General features: G+C 70.5%; 14 protein-coding genes. 3 read left to right on the top strand and 11 right to left on the bottom strand.

Translation table 11 applies throughout. From position 1 onward, the window contains the following. Positions 1-171: 171 nt before the first annotated feature. Entirely contained in the window at positions 172-1,284 is a 1,113-nt protein-coding gene (locus J2851_RS14165; RefSeq protein WP_209766934.1) for a CocE/NonD family hydrolase, read from the bottom strand. Between the two features lie 170 nt (positions 1,285-1,454). Between J2851_RS14165 and J2851_RS14160 the strand changes: the two genes are divergently transcribed. After that, complete coding sequence (locus J2851_RS14160; protein WP_209766933.1) at positions 1,455-3,293, top strand: transglycosylase domain-containing protein; 1,839 nt, start codon at positions 1,455-1,457, stop codon at positions 3,291-3,293. 5 nt (positions 3,294-3,298) lie between these two features. Here J2851_RS14160 and J2851_RS14155 read toward each other — a convergent pair whose 3' ends face one another. Together J2851_RS14155 and J2851_RS14150 are read right to left on the bottom strand one after the other, a co-directional pair. Continuing rightward, a complete protein-coding gene (locus J2851_RS14155) occupies positions 3,299-4,234 on the bottom strand; it encodes a DMT family transporter (RefSeq protein WP_209766932.1) in 936 nt (311 codons plus the stop codon). 122 nt (positions 4,235-4,356) lie between these two features. After that, positions 4,357-4,542 carry a hypothetical protein gene (locus J2851_RS14150; protein ID WP_209766931.1) on the bottom strand — a complete coding sequence of 62 codons (186 nt, stop codon included), beginning with the start codon at positions 4,540-4,542 and terminating at the stop codon, positions 4,357-4,359. Positions 4,543-4,746: 204 nt separating this feature from the next. Here J2851_RS14150 and leuC point away from each other — a divergent pair, with 204 nt between their 5' ends. Continuing rightward, positions 4,747-6,150, top strand: a complete 1,404-nt coding sequence (gene leuC, locus J2851_RS14145) for a 3-isopropylmalate dehydratase large subunit (protein WP_209766930.1) — start codon at positions 4,747-4,749, stop codon at positions 6,148-6,150. Positions 6,151-6,311: 161 nt separating this feature from the next. On the opposite strand, the gene J2851_RS14140 is transcribed toward leuC, so the two are convergent. The 7 genes from J2851_RS14140 to J2851_RS14110 form a co-directional block, all read right to left on the bottom strand. Continuing rightward, complete coding sequence (locus J2851_RS14140) at positions 6,312-7,640, bottom strand: branched-chain amino acid ABC transporter permease (RefSeq protein ID WP_246500649.1); 1,329 nt, start codon at positions 7,638-7,640, stop codon at positions 6,312-6,314. Between the two features lie 62 nt (positions 7,641-7,702). Beyond that, a complete protein-coding gene (gene truA / locus J2851_RS14135) occupies positions 7,703-8,440 on the bottom strand; it encodes a tRNA pseudouridine(38-40) synthase TruA (protein WP_209766929.1) in 738 nt (245 codons plus the stop codon). Continuing rightward, the gene (gene fmt, locus J2851_RS14130) at positions 8,422-9,375 is read right to left on the bottom strand and encodes a methionyl-tRNA formyltransferase (protein WP_209766928.1); all 954 of its coding nucleotides are present in this window, start codon (positions 9,373-9,375) and stop codon (positions 8,422-8,424) included. The genes truA and fmt overlap by 19 nt, the downstream gene beginning before the upstream one ends. Before the next feature lie 27 nt (positions 9,376-9,402). Continuing rightward, entirely contained in the window at positions 9,403-9,915 is a 513-nt protein-coding gene (gene def / locus J2851_RS14125; protein WP_209766927.1) for a peptide deformylase, read from the bottom strand. Between the two features lie 115 nt (positions 9,916-10,030). Next, complete coding sequence (locus J2851_RS14120) at positions 10,031-10,261, bottom strand: hypothetical protein (protein WP_209766926.1); 231 nt, start codon at positions 10,259-10,261, stop codon at positions 10,031-10,033. Between the two features lie 97 nt (positions 10,262-10,358). After that, complete coding sequence (locus J2851_RS14115; protein ID WP_014239340.1) at positions 10,359-10,568, bottom strand: cold-shock protein; 210 nt, start codon at positions 10,566-10,568, stop codon at positions 10,359-10,361. 186 nt (positions 10,569-10,754) lie between these two features. After that, entirely contained in the window at positions 10,755-12,173 is a 1,419-nt protein-coding gene (locus J2851_RS14110; protein WP_209766925.1) for a DNA recombination protein RmuC, read from the bottom strand. Between the two features lie 194 nt (positions 12,174-12,367). Between J2851_RS14110 and J2851_RS14105 the strand changes: the two genes are divergently transcribed. Then, a complete protein-coding gene (locus J2851_RS14105; protein WP_209766924.1) occupies positions 12,368-12,934 on the top strand; it encodes an NUDIX hydrolase in 567 nt (188 codons plus the stop codon). Between the two features lie 92 nt (positions 12,935-13,026). Here J2851_RS14105 and J2851_RS14100 read toward each other — a convergent pair whose 3' ends face one another. Further along, positions 13,027-14,211, bottom strand: a complete 1,185-nt coding sequence (locus J2851_RS14100; protein ID WP_307419569.1) for a ChaN family lipoprotein — start codon at positions 14,209-14,211, stop codon at positions 13,027-13,029. Between the last annotated feature and the right edge of the window lie 151 nt (positions 14,212-14,362).

Below are 14,362 nucleotides of genomic sequence, written 5' to 3'. Positions count from 1 at the left end.
CGCTTCGGTGCCGCTCCCCCCACGAGTCTCAAAAGAGCCCGCCGGTTACGGCGGGCTTTTTTGTTGTCAATTTTCGTAGGTTGGGTGGAGCGTAGCGCAACCCAACATCCTTCCCGTGGCGAGCGCTGTTGGGTTGCGCTGACGCTCCACCCAACCTACGCGACTTGCGATCTACTCCGCCGCCTCGTTGACGTACACCACCCGGCACGTGCGTTTGGCGTTCTTGGCGCAGTTCTCCAGGGCGCCGTCGCGGGCCTCCTCCTCGCTGCGGCGGGCGGTGCGCCAGCCGAAGGCGCCGTCGGTGGAGACGGCGAAAGCCTTGTTGGGTGCGGCCGCCAGATAATCCTGGAAGCTGGCGCGGCCGCGCTCCGACAGGCCCGGCGGGGGCGGTAGGGCGGCCGTGGGCAGGTCGATCAGGGTCTTGCGCGGGGTGAGCTTCTGCTCCGCCAGGAAGCGGTCGAGGGCGGGCGTCCACTGCGGGATGCCGGGGCCGGAGAACAGCGAATGCCCGTCCTTGCCGAAGGCCGGCGCGGCGACGAAGTCGGCCCGCCCGCCGGCACCGGTGAAGGCGGCGTGGAAGTCTCGCGCCAAGCGCGGCCCGAAGAAATGGTCGTTCTCCGCATACACCCACAGCATGGGCACGCGGGACGTCCGGCCGAAGGCGCGGAAGGCGTCCACCAGACGCTCCGGCGCGCAGACCTCGTCGTCGGCGCGCGATCCGCGGCCGCCCGCGAAGCTGACCGCGGCGACGAGTCCCGGCGGCGGGTCGGCGGTCAGCGCCACGGTGGCGAAACCGCCCGCCGACACGCCGACGCTGATGATGCGCTTTGCGTCGACGTAGGGCTGCTGCACCAGGAAGCGGATCGCCTGCCGGATGTCGTCGGCCCCCTGTTCCCCGGCGGTCTTGTAGTCGGGGGACTTGCAGGGCCCGTTGGTCTCCGCCCAGTCACCTTCGGATCCGCCGTAGCCGCGTCGCATCACCACCACCGCGGCCCAGCCGCGCCGGGCGAGTTCGCGGGCCTGCGGCAGCATGCCGTTGGGCGACATCCGGCCGCGGACCGCCGGGTCGCGCGGCGAGCCGTGGTTGATGACGGCGAGCGGGAAGGGGCCGGGGCCGTCCGGCCGGACCACCAGAGCCTCCAGCACCACCTTGCCGGCGCCGAGCAGGCCTGGGACGCTTGCGGGAATGCGGATCGGGTCCTGGCGCAACGCCTCCGCATAGCCGGGAAGCGGCAGCACGGCCGCGCACAGCAGGACCAGCACCGCAAGGAGACGCGCCACCATCGAAGACCCCGTTCACAGCGTGACGTCCCCCTGTGGTAGTCGCGCAATCGGCACTGTGCAAAGGTCGTCGGCGCCGTTTTGAAATTAGGGGGTAGGAGGATTGTGGAATCCGGGTCGCGGGCCGACCTGTGGCGCCTCACGTGCCTTTATGAAAGGCCCACACGCGGTCCATGCCACGACCAATTCCCCGGCCATCCTTTCTTCGCCGCGCCGCCCTGTCGCTGGCTCTGGCGATTCCCCTGCTCGCCGGCCTTCCCTCCGCACCCGCCCGCGCCTTCGACCTGTTCGGGGAGCAGTACCGCTCCGTGAACGACGTGCTGGCGCACAACCGCGGGCAGGGGGTGCGCTTTCTCGACCGGCAGGGGCGGTTCCTCGGCTCGGCCGGCGAGTCCTACGGCGACACGCTGCCGCTGGAAAAGCTGCCCAAGCACCTGATCCAGGGCCTGATCGCCAAGGAGGACCGGCGCTTCCTGGAGCATGACGGCATCGACTTCCAGGGCCTCGCCCGCGCGCTGGCCGTGGCGGTGACGTCCGGGCGTTTCAGCCAGGGCGGCAGCACGCTGACGCAGCAGACGATGAAGATCATCTTCCTCAACGACTACGACCGCTGGTCGCGCAAGGCGTACGAGATCTACAGCGCCAACGACTTCGAAGAGCAGCTGGGCAAGAAGAACGTCCTTTACCTCTATTTGAACCGCGCCTATTTCGGCTTCGGCGCCTATGGCGTGGACGCCGCCGCGCGCGTCTATTTCGGCAAGCCGGCGACGCAGCTGTCGCTGAAGGAGTCGGCGATGCTCATCGGGTTGCTGCCCGCCCCGTCGCGGCTCAACCCCTTCGCCGACCCGGAGAAGGCGGACGCCAAGGCCGGCATCGTGCTCGACGCCATGGCCGACGTCGGCTTCATCACCAAGCGCACGGCCGAGACGGCCAAGCGCCAGCGCGTGATGCTGGCCGCGGCGAACAAGACGGCGGCGCTCTCGACCGGCCATTTCCGCGGCACGGCGAAGGCGCGCTTCGACCGCTTCGCCAAGGAACGCTACGCCGACGCGGCGCGCCCCGGCCCGACCTTCACCGCGCGCACGACGCTCGACCGCGACCTGCAGATCGCCGCCGCGCGCAGCGTGGAGACGGTGCTGGCGCGCCGCGCCAAGGCGGTCGGCGACGCGGAGGTGGGGCTGGTCGCGCTGGACGGCGACGGGGAGATCCTGGCGATGATCGGCGGCCGCGACTCCTCGGCCCGGCGCGACCACTTCAACCGCGCGGTCCAGGCGCAGCGCCAGCCGGGCTCCGCCTTCAAGCTGTTCGTCTATCTGGCGGCGCTGGAGCGCGGGATGACGCCGGCCTCCACCGTGGACGGCTCGCGCATGGAGTTCACCGACGGCCGCGCCATCCGCAACGTCGACGGCCGTTATCCGGAGCAGCTGACCCTGGCCGAGGCCTTCGCCCATTCCAGCAACACCGCCTCGGCCCGCCTGACCCGCGGCCATGCGGTGGAGGTCGCGGCGGTGGCCCGCCGGCTGGGCGTCGAATCGCCGCTGGACGCCGACCTCGGCCTGGCGCTCGGCGTCAGCGAGGTGTCGCTGATGGAGCTGACCCAGGCCTACGCCACGGTCGCCAATGGCGGCTTCAAGGTGGACGGCCACCTGTTCCAGCGCATCGCCGATCCCCGCGGGCGCGAGATCTACGCCTATGGCAAGCGCCAGCCGGAGCGGGTCATCGACGCCGACACCACGGCGGCCATGCGGACCTTGCTGGCCGGCGTGCTGCGCAACGGCACCGGCAAAGCCGCGCGGGTGTCCAACGCGGTGGCCGGGGGAATGGCCGGCGGCAAGACCGGCACCACCAACGACGACCGCGACGCCTGGTTCGTCGGCTTCGCCAACGGCATGACCGTGGGCGTCTGGGTCGGCAACGACGACAACCGGCCCATGAAGGGCGTCACCGGCGGCACCGTGCCCGCGGAGATCTGGCGCAGCTTCGTGACGGAGGCGGCCAAGCTGAAGCGCTGAAACCTTTAACGCGGGGCCCGCATGGTGGTGACGATGCCGGCCCCGATCAGCGCGACCGCCGCCAGCACGCCGACGCTCAACGGCTCGCCCATGAACAGGGCGCTCAGCACCAGCGCGGTGATGGGGACGAGGCAGACGATCTGCCCGGCCTGCGCCGCGGGCATCGCCGTCAGCGACTTCGACCACCACCAATAGCAGAGCCCCGTGGCGACCAGCCAGTTGAAGGCCAGCACGGTGCCCAGCGCCGGCGTCCAGTGGATCGGCCGCGCGTTCTCCGCCGCCAGCGCCAGCGGCGCCGTCGCCAACCCGCTGACCGCGATCTGCCAGAAGGTCTGCGTCCAGAAGGGCGTCCGCCAGCCGCCCGCGCGGCGGCGGTAGAGCGTCGCCCCCAGCGCCCAGCAGAAGGCGCAGGTCAGCAGCAATCCGTTGCCGACCAGCGCCGCCCCGTCGCTCCAGTCGACCAGCGCCGGGTTGAAGAAGACCAGCACCCCGCCGAAGGCCAGCAGGGCGCCGGCCACGCGCTGGCCGGTGAAGCGCTCCCCCGCCAGCAGCACGCCCAGCGGCAGTGCCCACATCTGCATGGTGTAGGCGAGGACCGAGGCCCGTCCCGGCGGCACGACCCGCAGGCCCACGGCGCTGAAGTCCATCATGGCCGCGACCTGCAACAGCCCGACGAGGGCGAGCGGCCAGCGCTCCCCCCGCTTGGGCAGCAGCGGGAACTTCAGCAGCCGCGACAGCACGGCCAGCACCGCGGCGGCGCCGACCAGGCGGATGGCGCAGAAGGTCAGCGGCCCGATGTCGGACAGGGCCGTCTTCATCAGGGGCCAGTTGGCGCCCCAGAACAGCACGATTCCCGCAAGCTGCATGTAGACCACCGCGCCGGGGCCTGTAACTTCGGGTCTGCGACCCTGCGCGCTGCTCGGCACGGCCTGATCGGCCATGAATGTCCCTCCCGCCTCTTGTTTTGCCGCATCCTAGGGCGGACGGCGACGGGGGAGGGTTGCGTTCGTGCGACGGCTGCCGCGCGTTCCTTCAATCCGGCGAGATGGGCGTCAAAGCGTCTTCATAGGGAAAATCCGGTCAGGACCTGCACGCCGAACCAGCCCGCGATGGCCAGGACCACCAGCAGGATCAGCGTGGTGGCGATGGCGATGTTGGTCTGGCGGATGCGCCGGCAGTTTGGGCAGCCGGGCAGGTCGGCGGTGTAGGACGTGTCGCAGCGCTCACAGCGGACAGTGCGGTCCGTCACGGGAAGACCCTTCATGCGTTGGGGACGGGACCGGACGCTAGCACAAGGGGCGGGGACGGTTCCAGCCACGCGGCCACGCGGAACGCCGCGCAGCCGCGGCTTGTCCTGACGGTAAGAGATCGCTATTGTGCGGCCCTCTTACCGCACGCTTCGTTCGTCCGGTCAGTGGTCCGCGAGAGAGAATTGCCGCAAGAGAGAATTGCTATGTCCAAGCCGCGCACCCTGTTCGACAAGATTTGGGACAGCCATGTCGTCCACCGCCAGGACGACGGCACCTGCATCCTCTACATCGACCGCCATCTGGTCCATGAAGTGACCAGCCCGCAGGCGTTCGAGGGGCTGCGCCTTGCCGGACGTCAGGTGCGCCGCCCGGAGGCCACGCTCGCCGTGCCGGACCACAACGTGCCGACCACCGACCGCTCCAAGGGGATCGAGGAGGAGGAGAGCCGCATCCAGGTCGAGACGCTGGACAAGAACGCGCGCGACTTCGGCATCCGCTACTTCCCCATGGACGACGTCCGCCAGGGCATCGTGCACATCGTCGGGCCGGAGCAGGGCTTCACGCTGCCGGGCACGACCATCGTCTGCGGCGACAGCCACACCGCCACCCACGGCGCGTTCGGCGCGCTGGCCTTCGGCATCGGCACGTCGGAGGTGGAGCATGTGCTGGCCACCCAGACCCTGCTGCAGAAGCCGGCCAAGAACATGCTGGTTCGCGTCGACGGCGAACTGCCGGCGGGCGTGACCGCCAAGGACATCGTGCTGGCGATCATCGGCAAGATCGGCACCGCCGGCGGCACCGGCCACGTCATCGAGTTCGCCGGCGAGGCGATCCGCGGCCTGTCCATGGAAGGCCGCATGACCGTCTGCAACATGGCCATCGAGGGCGGCGCCCGCGCCGGCCTGATCGCCCCGGACGAGAAGACCTTCGAGTATGTGAAGGGCCGCGCGCTCGCCCCGAAGGCCGGCGCCTGGGAGCAGGCGGTGGAGTATTGGAAGACGCTGCCGTCGGACGAGGGTGCCGTCTACGACAAGACCGTCGTGCTGAACGCCGCCGACATCGTCCCGCAGGTCACCTGGGGCACCAGCCCGGAGGACGTGCTGCCGATCACCGCGACCGTGCCGAACCCGGCCGACGTGGCCGACGCCGGCAAGCGCGCCGCCGTGGAACGCTCGCTGGCCTACATGGGCCTGACGCCCGGCCAGAAGCTGACCGAGGTGAAGGTGGACACCGTCTTCATCGGCTCCTGCACCAACGGCCGCATCGAGGACCTGCGCGCCGCCGCGGTGATCGCCGAGGGCCGCAAGGTGGCGGACGGCGTGCGCGCGCTGGTCGTCCCCGGCTCCGGCCTCGTCAAGGAGCAGGCGGAGGAGGAGGGTCTGGACAAGATCTTCACCGCGGCTGGCTTCGAGTGGCGCGAGCCCGGCTGTTCCATGTGCCTGGCGATGAACGCCGACCGCCTGTCGCCGGGCGAGCGCAGCGCCTCCACCTCCAACCGCAACTTCGAAGGCCGCCAGGGCCGCGGCGGCCGCACCCACCTCGTCAGCCCGGCCATGGCCGCGGCGGCGGCGCTGACCGGTTACCTGACGGACGTGCGCAGCCTGTAAGCGTCGCATCCGTACCGGCATCGACACGCGGGGGAGGCCATCGGCCTCCCCCTTGCTGTTCGGGCGTAGGTTGGGTGAAGCGCCAGCGCAACCCAACAAGGTTCGCTACGCCGCGTGTGTTGGGTTGCGCTGGCGCTCCACCCAACCTACGGCCGTGACGCTCAATCCCCCCGGCTTCGGTCCTTGCCCAGCAGGCCGTGCGGGCGGTAGATCAGGAACAGGGTGAGCAGGCCGAAGGCCACGATGTCCTTGTAGGCGATGGCGAAATAGGCCGACCAGAAGGTCTCCACCAGCCCCAGCAGCGCGCCGCCCAGCATGGCCCCGGGGACGGAGCCGATGCCGCCCACCACCGCGGCGGCCAGCGCCTTGAAGCCCACCAGATAGCCCGTATAGAAGTTCACCCCGCCGTAATAGAGCGCGATCACCGCCCCCGCCGCTGCGGCCAGCGCGCCGCCGACGGCGAAGGTGGTGGACACCGTGCGGTCCACGTCCACCCCGACCAGCTCCGCCGCCTCCACGTCGTCGGCGCAGGCGCGGTGGGCGCGGCCAAAGGCGGTGCGCTGCATGATCGCCCACAGCAGCGCGTAGAGCCCCGCGGTCATCAGCAGGATCACCCCCTGCGAGGTCAGCGCGGTGACCGTAAAGGTGCCGTCGCTGAACAACTCGTGCCGGTCGGCCAGGATCGGGGCGGGCCACCAGTCGCGGGCGCCGTGCAGCAGCCGCATTCCCTCCTGGTAGGCGACGGACAGCCCCACCGCGGCGATCAGCGGCGTGTGGCTGTGCACGCGGCGCAGGCGCTGGAAGACCAGCTTGTCCATGGTCCAGCCCTGCACGGCGGTGAAGGCCATCACGGTGGCGAGCACCCCCAGCACCGCCAACGGCATGCTGCCCAGCCCCGCCATGCCCAGCGCCGCCACCCCCATGGCGGTCACCATGGCGCCGATCATCGTCAGCTCCCCCATGGCGAGGTTGATCTGGCCGAGGATGCCGTAGACCAGCGTGTAGCCGAGCGCCAGCAGGCCGTAGACGCAGGCCACCGTGGCGGCGTTGATCACCTGCTGCAGGAAGAACAGCAGCGGCCCCCAGTCCCTTGGCCCGGCGGCGGGCCGCGGTGCCGTGCTGTCCGGCGGCAGGCCGATGCGGGCGTAGGGCAGGCGGGCCCAGACGCGGAGCATGGTGAACTGCGTGTCCGTCAGCGTTCCGGTTCGGTCGGTCGCCACCGCCACCAGCTCGTGCCGGCGCTCGTCGAAGAAGCGGCCGCCGAAGCGGCAGTCGATCCAGTGCACCACGCCGTCGGCTTGGTAGGTTAGCCGGACGGAGGGCTCGTCGCCGGAGGTCTCCGCCGCGTCGACCTGGGTGATCGGGCCGGAGTCGAAGGCCGGGATCAGCTTCCGGCACAGCGCCGCCTGCTCGCTGTCCACACCGCAGCCGGTCAGCAGCAGCAGGACACAGGCGAGCAGAGCGAAAGACGGCAGGGCAGGGCGGGGCAAGGCTTGCGGCTACCGGCCGGTTGTTCGTTGCCCCAAGAATCTATCGGGAAAACAGACGCGTGTCAGTACCGGGCGGCGACGAAATACAGCCCGTCCGGCGGGGCGGTCGGGCCGGCGGCGGAGCGGTCGCGCGCCTCCAGCGCCCGGCGCAGGTCGTCGGCCGTCCATTTGCCGGCGCCGACCAGCTCCAGCGTGCCGACCATGTTGCGCACCTGGTGGTGCAGGAAGGAGCGGGCCGCCGCGTGCACGCGCACCTCCTCGCCGACCCGCTCCACCGCCAGCCGCTCCAGCGTCTTGACCGGGGAGTTCGCCTGGCAGAGCGAGGCGCGGAAGCTGCTGAAGTCGTGGCGCCCGACCAGAACCTGCGCCGCGTCGTGCATCGCCTCGGCGTCGAGCGGGCGCATGACGTGCCAGGCGCGACCGGCGTCCAGCGTCAGCGGGGCGCGGCGGTTGACGATGCGGTAGACGTAGCTGCGCCCCAGGCAGGTCATGCGGGCGTGGAAGTCCTCCGGCACCGCCTCGGCCAGCAGCACGGCGATGGGGGCGGGCTTCAGGTGGAAGTTCAACGCGTCGCGCAGCTTCAGCCCGGTGAAGGGCTTGTCCAGGTCGAAGTGGCAGACCTGCCCCAGCCCGTGCACGCCCGCGTCCGTGCGGCCGGAGGTGTGGACGCGCACGGTCTCGCCGGACAGGCGCTCGATCGCCTCCTCCAGCGATTGCTGGACGGAGGGGCCGTTGTCCTGGCGCTGCCAGCCGACGAAGGGCCGGCCGTCATACTCGACGGTCAGTTTCCAGCGCTGCATGCGGCGTTTTCGAGAACAGTCCCAACCGGGAGCGCGAAGCCGCGCAGGAAGGCGGCGCCGTCCACCGGCGCCTTGCCCGGACGCTGCACCAGCGTCAGGCGGACGGCGCCGTCGGCGCAGGCGATGGTCAGCCGGTCGTCCAGAAGGGTGCCGGGGGTGGCGCGCCTGGCCTCCGGCGCGGGCTCCGCCTTCAGCACCTTGATGCGCTCGCCCTTGATGTCGAACCAGCAGCCGGGCCAGGGGGTCAGGGCGCGCACCTGCCGCTCCACATAGGCGGCGTCGCGCGTCCAGTCGAGTCGGCCGTCCTCGCGGGTCAGCTTGGCGGCGTAGGTCACGCCGTCGTCGGGCTGCGGCACGGCGGTCAGGCGCCCGGCGGCAAGGCCGTCCAGCGCCTCCACGATCAGCCGCGCGCCCATGGCGGCGAGGTCGTCGTGCAGGGTGCTGGCGGTGGTCGCGCCCGTGATCGGCACGGAATCCTTCAGCAGCATGGCGCCGGTGTCCAGCCCGATGTCCATCTGCATGATGGTGATGCCGGTCTCCGCGTCGCCGGCCAGAAGGGAGCGCTGGATGGGCGCCGCCCCGCGCCAGCGCGGCAGCAACGATCCGTGCACGTTCAGGCAGCCCAGACGCGGCGCGTCCAGGATAGGCTGCGGCAGGATCAGGCCATAGGCGGCGACCACCGCGGCGTCGGCCTTCAGGTCGGCGAACTCCGCCTGGGCCTCCGCGTTGCGCAGCGACTTCGGCGTGCGCACGGGGATGCCGTGTTCCTCGGCGAAGCGGTGGACCGGGGACTTCTGCACCTGCTGGCCGCGCCCGGCGGGCCGGGGCGGTTGGCTGTAGACGCAGGCGACCTCATGCCCGGCCTCGACCAGCGCGCGCAGGCTGGGCACGGCGAAGTCCGGCGTGCCCATGAAGACGAGGCGAAGCTTGGGCATGGGAAGGCAGTCCAGGAAAGAGGTCGGTCAGGCGCCCGCGCGCTGCATCTTCTGCACCTTGCGCAGGATCATGTTGCGCTTCAGCATCGACAGGTAATCCACGAACAGCACGCCGTTCAGGTGGTCGATCTCGTGCTGGATGCAGGTGGCCAGCATGCCGTCGGCCTCCATCTCGCGCACCTCGTTCTTTTCGTCGAGGTAGCGGACGCGGATCGCGGAGGGGCGGGTCACCTCGGCGAACTGGTCGGGCACGGACAGGCAGCCTTCCTCGCAGACGGAGGTCTCGTCCGACTTCCAGACGATCTCCGGGTTGGCGAGCCGGATCGGGTTCGGCTCCTCATCCTTTTCGTGCACGTCCACGACGATGACGCGCTCCAGCACGCCGATCTGCGGGGCGGCGAGGCCGATGCCCTTCGCGGCGTACATGGTCTCGACCATGTCGTCCATCAGCTTGGCGACGCGCGCGTCGACCTTCTCGACGGGCTTCGCCTTCTGCTTCAGGACCGGGTGCGGGGCGACGAGGATATCCAGAACGGCCATGGGGACTCGGCAACGGTGCAAGGGGTGAGTTACAAAATTCCAAAATATGGAGGGCGGGCCGTCAGGTCAAGGAACGCCGACACCCCCTCTGCAAACAGCCCGCCGGAGCTGCGGATCACACCGCCGACCGGGTGATGGTCTTGATGGGGCCGCGGGGGTTGCCGGACATTTCGGCGATCTTGTTGTCCTGCTCCTCAAGGAAGGCGCGGGCCGGCTCGTCGCCGTCCAGGCCGCCGACCAGCGCGCTGGGGACCTTGCGGTTGGAGGTGCGGGCGCCGTCCTCGTAGAACACGTCGAACAGGACGAAGCCGTTGTCCGCCTGCTGCTTCTTCTTGACCTTGGCCATGTGGAAAACTCCGAAATCGGGTGACGGGAAAACAGGCGCGCAACGGAAAGGGGCACCGGTCGCCCGGTGCCCCTTCAGACGCGCGACATGAGGTCGCTTAGACGGCCTTCAGGTTCTCCGCCGAGGTCTTGCCGCGCTTCGGGTCGCGCTGTTCCTCGTAGGAAACCTTCTGGCCCTCGTTCAGGCTGCGGAGGCCGGCGCGCTCGACGGCGGAGATGTGGACGAACACGTCCGCGCCGCCGTTGTCCGGCTGAATGAATCCGTAACCCTTGGTGCTGTTGAACCACTTGACGGTGCCAACGGGCATGGTTTGTCCCCCATGGAATGAGTGGCGCCGCATCGACCGGTGCGACGCATCAGACTGTGTCCAGGCATAGCGACGATCTGGGCACCCGAAGGCGTAGCAGGCCGGCAGTCCGAAGCAGAATGACATCAGGGATGTTGGAACCGCCCTCCGCGTTTGCAAGGCAAAAGACGGTTGCGGGACTCTCCCTTACGTTCCCACTTTTGCGCGCAGCTCCGGTGCCTGAAGCTGGCGGGGGGCGTGGTCCAGCGGTTCCAGCAGGGGTATGTCCTCTGCGCCGTCCGGCGTGACGTGCAGGTCGCGGAAGCGGCGGGCGCTGACCAGCACGCGGGATTCCAGGCTGCCGACGGCGCCGTTGTAGCAGCCGACGGCCTTTTCCAGCTGCAGGCCCAGACGCTCCATGTGGCCGCCCAGGTCGTGCAGGCGCTTGTAGAGTTCGGCGCCCAGGCCGCTGATCTCCCGCGCGTTGTCGGCCAGCCGCTCCTGCCGCCAGCCGTAGGCGACGGCGCGCAGCAGCGCGATCAGCGTCGTCGGGGTGGCCAGGATCACCCGGTGGTCGATGCCCGCCTCGATCAGCGCCGGGTCGTGCTCCAGCGCCGCGGAGAAGAAGTTCTCGCCGGGCAGGAACAGCACGACGAACTCCGGCGTGTCCTCGAACTGGTCCCAATAGGCCTTGGCGCCCAGCTGCTTCATGTGCTCCCGCACGTGGCGGGCGTGGCGCGACAGGCCGTCGTGCCGCGCGCCGTCGCTGTCGGCCTGCACCCCGTCGAGATAGCCTTCCAGCGGGGTCTTGGCGTCCACCACGATGGTCTTCCCGCCTGGCAGCTTCACCACGAGGTCGGGGCGCAGCTTGCCGGCCACGCTGTCGACGGTCGCCTGCTCCACGAAGTCGCAGTGGTCGAGCATCCCGGCCATCTCGCAGACCCGGCGCAGCTGGATTTCGCCCCAGCGCCCGCGCGCCACCGGCGTGCGCAGGGCGCGGACGAGATTGCCGGTCTCCGCGCGCAGCTGCGCCTGCGTGTCCAGCATCGACAGCACCTGCTGCTTCAGCCCCTCGTAGGCGCCGGCGCGGGTGCGCTCCATCTCCTGGATCTGGCCGTCCATCTTCTCCAGCGACTGGCGCACCGGGGCGACGATGTCGGAGATGGCCGCCTGCCGCTTCTCCAGGTCGCCTTTGGCCTGCTCCTGGAAGGTCGCCAGCGTCTCCTTGGCGAGGTCGAGGAAGCTCTGGTTGTTGGAGCGCAGCGCCTCCGCCGACAGGGCCTTGAAGCTGTCGGACAGTGTCGCCTGCGCCCGCTCCAGCAGGGCCAGCTTCTCCGCCGACGCGGCGCGCTCCTTGGCGAGCGTGGTGGACAGTTCGGCCGATCGCTCGCGCGATGCCGCCAGCTCGCCGTTCAGCCGGGCGATCTGGTGGTCGCGCGCCTCCACCTCCTCGCGCAGGTCGTCCTCGATCCGCTCGGCCATGTCGAGGCGGGTGATCAGCTCGGCGTGGAGGGCGTTGGCCTCGGCCTCCGTCCGCGCGGCGAACAGCCGCACGGCCGCCCCGGCGAGCACGGCCCCCAGCAGGAGCCCGAGCGCCACCGACGCCCCGTCGAACGCGAACTGCATGGACGTCACCGATCCGGCCCCCAAAACCCTTCCTTCTCCCGCGGCAGCCTACAGGAAGCCCGGCCGGAACGAAACGCGAAAGGGAACGTGTGATGAACGTAAGCGCGGCCGTGTATGGGGGCTGTGTATGGCGGCTGTAAGGCGCGACCATCGGCGGGCTTGCCCCGCTTGCCCGTTCGCGCCATATCCGACGCATGTCCGATCCGACCCCTCCGACCGCTCCCCAGGGCCCCCGCGTCCGCGCCATCCCCGCCGGTGAAGACCGCGAGCGGCTGATGTGTCCCGACTGCGGCTACATCGCCTATCAGAACCCGCTGATCGTCGTGGGGTCGGTGGCGGTGTGGGAGGACCGCATCCTGCTGTGCCGCCGCGCCATCGAGCCGCGCAAGGGCTTCTGGACCCTGCCCGCCGGCTTCATGGAGGAGCGCGAGAGCACCATGGAGGGTGCGGCCCGCGAGGCGTGGGAGGAGGCGCGGGCGCGAATCGAGATCGACTCGCTGCTCGCCGTCTACGACATCCCGCGCATCAGCCAGGTGCAGATGATCTTCCGCGCCCGCCTGCTGTCGCCGGACGTCTCCGCCGGCCCGGAAAGCCAGGAGGTCGGCCTGTTCCGCTGGGACGAAATCCCCTGGGGCGATCTGGCCTTCCCGACGGTGCACTGGGCCCTGCGCGAGCATCAGGCACGCCTCGGCCGCACCGACTACGCCCCCGCCGTCAACCCCGCCCCCGACGTTCTGGCGCAGTGGGAGCGGATGCTCTGACAAAGCGTGCCCCGTAGCCCCGTAGGTTGGGTGGAGCGTCAGCGCAACCCAACAGGTGCGCTTGTTGGGTTGCGGCTGCGCCTCCACCCAACCTACGGCTGCTGTTCCACCGGGAACTTCGCCACCAGTTCCTTGGTGCCCTGGTCGCGCTTGATCGTCAGGGGCAGCCAGGTCCCGGGCGCTTGGCGCTGCACCACCGCGGTCAGGTCGGAGGCGTCGCGCACCGGCGTGCCGGCCGCCGCGACCACTATGTCCCCGGGGGCGAGGCCCGCGGCGGCGGCGACGCTGCCGTCCATCACCGACCGCACCTGGGGGCCGCCGTTGCCGGGTTCCAGCATCACGCCCAGGCGCGGGCGGGGCGGCTCGTCGGCGTCGGACGGGTCGGCGTCGCGCAGGCCGTAGACCGCGTCGGCGATCCGCCCGTCCAGCGCGTCGCAGGGCCGCTCGGGGTCCCAGGGCAGCAGGACGAGGGAATTGCCGATGCCGAGGTCGGCCAGCTGGTACGGCACGCCGTCGTGCCCCTCCACATGGCCCATGCCGAGGATGGCGACCACGCTGCGGTTGGTGTCGCGGCGCGTCTCGGCGATGCGCTCCGCCATGGCGCGGTCCCAGACCGACTGCGCCTCGACGAAGCGCTGGAAGCTGTCGGCGCTGCGCTCGCCTGGGCCATGGGAGTCCATGGCCTCGCGCAGGCGCTTCACGTAGGCGGAACTGGGCGGCGCCGGGTTGCCGACGCCCTGGCGGTCGGGCGGGGGGATGGCCGCCCAGCCCTCCCGCGCGGTGCGGGTGACCAGCCCGCGCTCCACGTTCAGCGCGACCAGCGGCAGCCGGTTCATCCGCGCGAAGTTCAGGATGGGCAGGTAGAACTGCGCGTCGTAGCCCCAGGCCTTGCGCCAGTTGGTCTCCTTCAGCAGCTCGGCCTCGGTGATCGTGCCGGCGGTCCAGCGGTCGAGCGCCGGCTGGGCGCTGCGCGGCAGCATCTCCAGCCCGATGGCGAGGTTCGGGTTCATGGTGTAGAGCGCAATCAGCGTGTGCAGCTGCCAGCGGTGGTGGTCGGCGCTGTCGTGCCGCTCCCCCAGCAGGACGACCGGCGCGTCGGCGGCGCGGCGCAGCAGGTCGCCGGTGTCCATGGGGCGGGCCTGGGCGTCCGACCAGCCGCCGGGCTTGACGCAGGCGGCGGGCGGCAGGTCGGACCCCGCCGGGGCGGCCGCGCGGCCGGAGGAGGGCAGGGCGGCCGTGCCGGCGACCAGAATCGCGGCGATCAGACGGGACAGCACGTGACCAACCCTCCTCGATTCATGACCACGACCTGATGAATGGTCTGGCCTGAAGGTTGGGCGTGACCGGACAGCCGTCAACCGTGGCCGTCAACCGCCGCAATGCTGATGACGAATGGCCCCGCTGGCGCCCTGCGGCGAAGCGCGCTAT

The organism is Azospirillum rugosum (assembly GCF_017876155.1).
GTDB classification, from domain to species: domain Bacteria; phylum Pseudomonadota; class Alphaproteobacteria; order Azospirillales; family Azospirillaceae; genus Azospirillum; species Azospirillum rugosum.
This window is presented reverse-complemented; position numbering and strand designations above follow the sequence as displayed.

Coding starts and splice junctions, on each gene's coding strand:
- J2851_RS14165 (WP_209766934.1), bottom strand. CDS start 1,284: ATGGTGGCGCGTCTCCTTGCGGTGCTGGTCCTGCTGTGCGCGGCCGTG.
- J2851_RS14160 (WP_209766933.1), top strand. CDS start 1,455: ATGCCACGACCAATTCCCCGGCCATCCTTTCTTCGCCGCGCCGCCCTG.
- J2851_RS14155 (WP_209766932.1), bottom strand. CDS start 4,234: ATGGCCGATCAGGCCGTGCCGAGCAGCGCGCAGGGTCGCAGACCCGAA.
- leuC (WP_209766930.1), top strand. CDS start 4,747: ATGTCCAAGCCGCGCACCCTGTTCGACAAGATTTGGGACAGCCATGTC.
- truA (WP_209766929.1), bottom strand. CDS start 8,440: ATGCAGCGCTGGAAACTGACCGTCGAGTATGACGGCCGGCCCTTCGTC.
- fmt (WP_209766928.1), bottom strand. CDS start 9,375: ATGCCCAAGCTTCGCCTCGTCTTCATGGGCACGCCGGACTTCGCCGTG.
- def (WP_209766927.1), bottom strand. CDS start 9,915: ATGGCCGTTCTGGATATCCTCGTCGCCCCGCACCCGGTCCTGAAGCAG.
- J2851_RS14120 (WP_209766926.1), bottom strand. CDS start 10,261: ATGGCCAAGGTCAAGAAGAAGCAGCAGGCGGACAACGGCTTCGTCCTG.
- J2851_RS14115 (WP_014239340.1), bottom strand. CDS start 10,568: ATGCCCGTTGGCACCGTCAAGTGGTTCAACAGCACCAAGGGTTACGGA.
- J2851_RS14110 (WP_209766925.1), bottom strand. CDS start 12,173: ATGCAGTTCGCGTTCGACGGGGCGTCGGTGGCGCTCGGGCTCCTGCTG.
- J2851_RS14105 (WP_209766924.1), top strand. CDS start 12,368: ATGTCCGATCCGACCCCTCCGACCGCTCCCCAGGGCCCCCGCGTCCGC.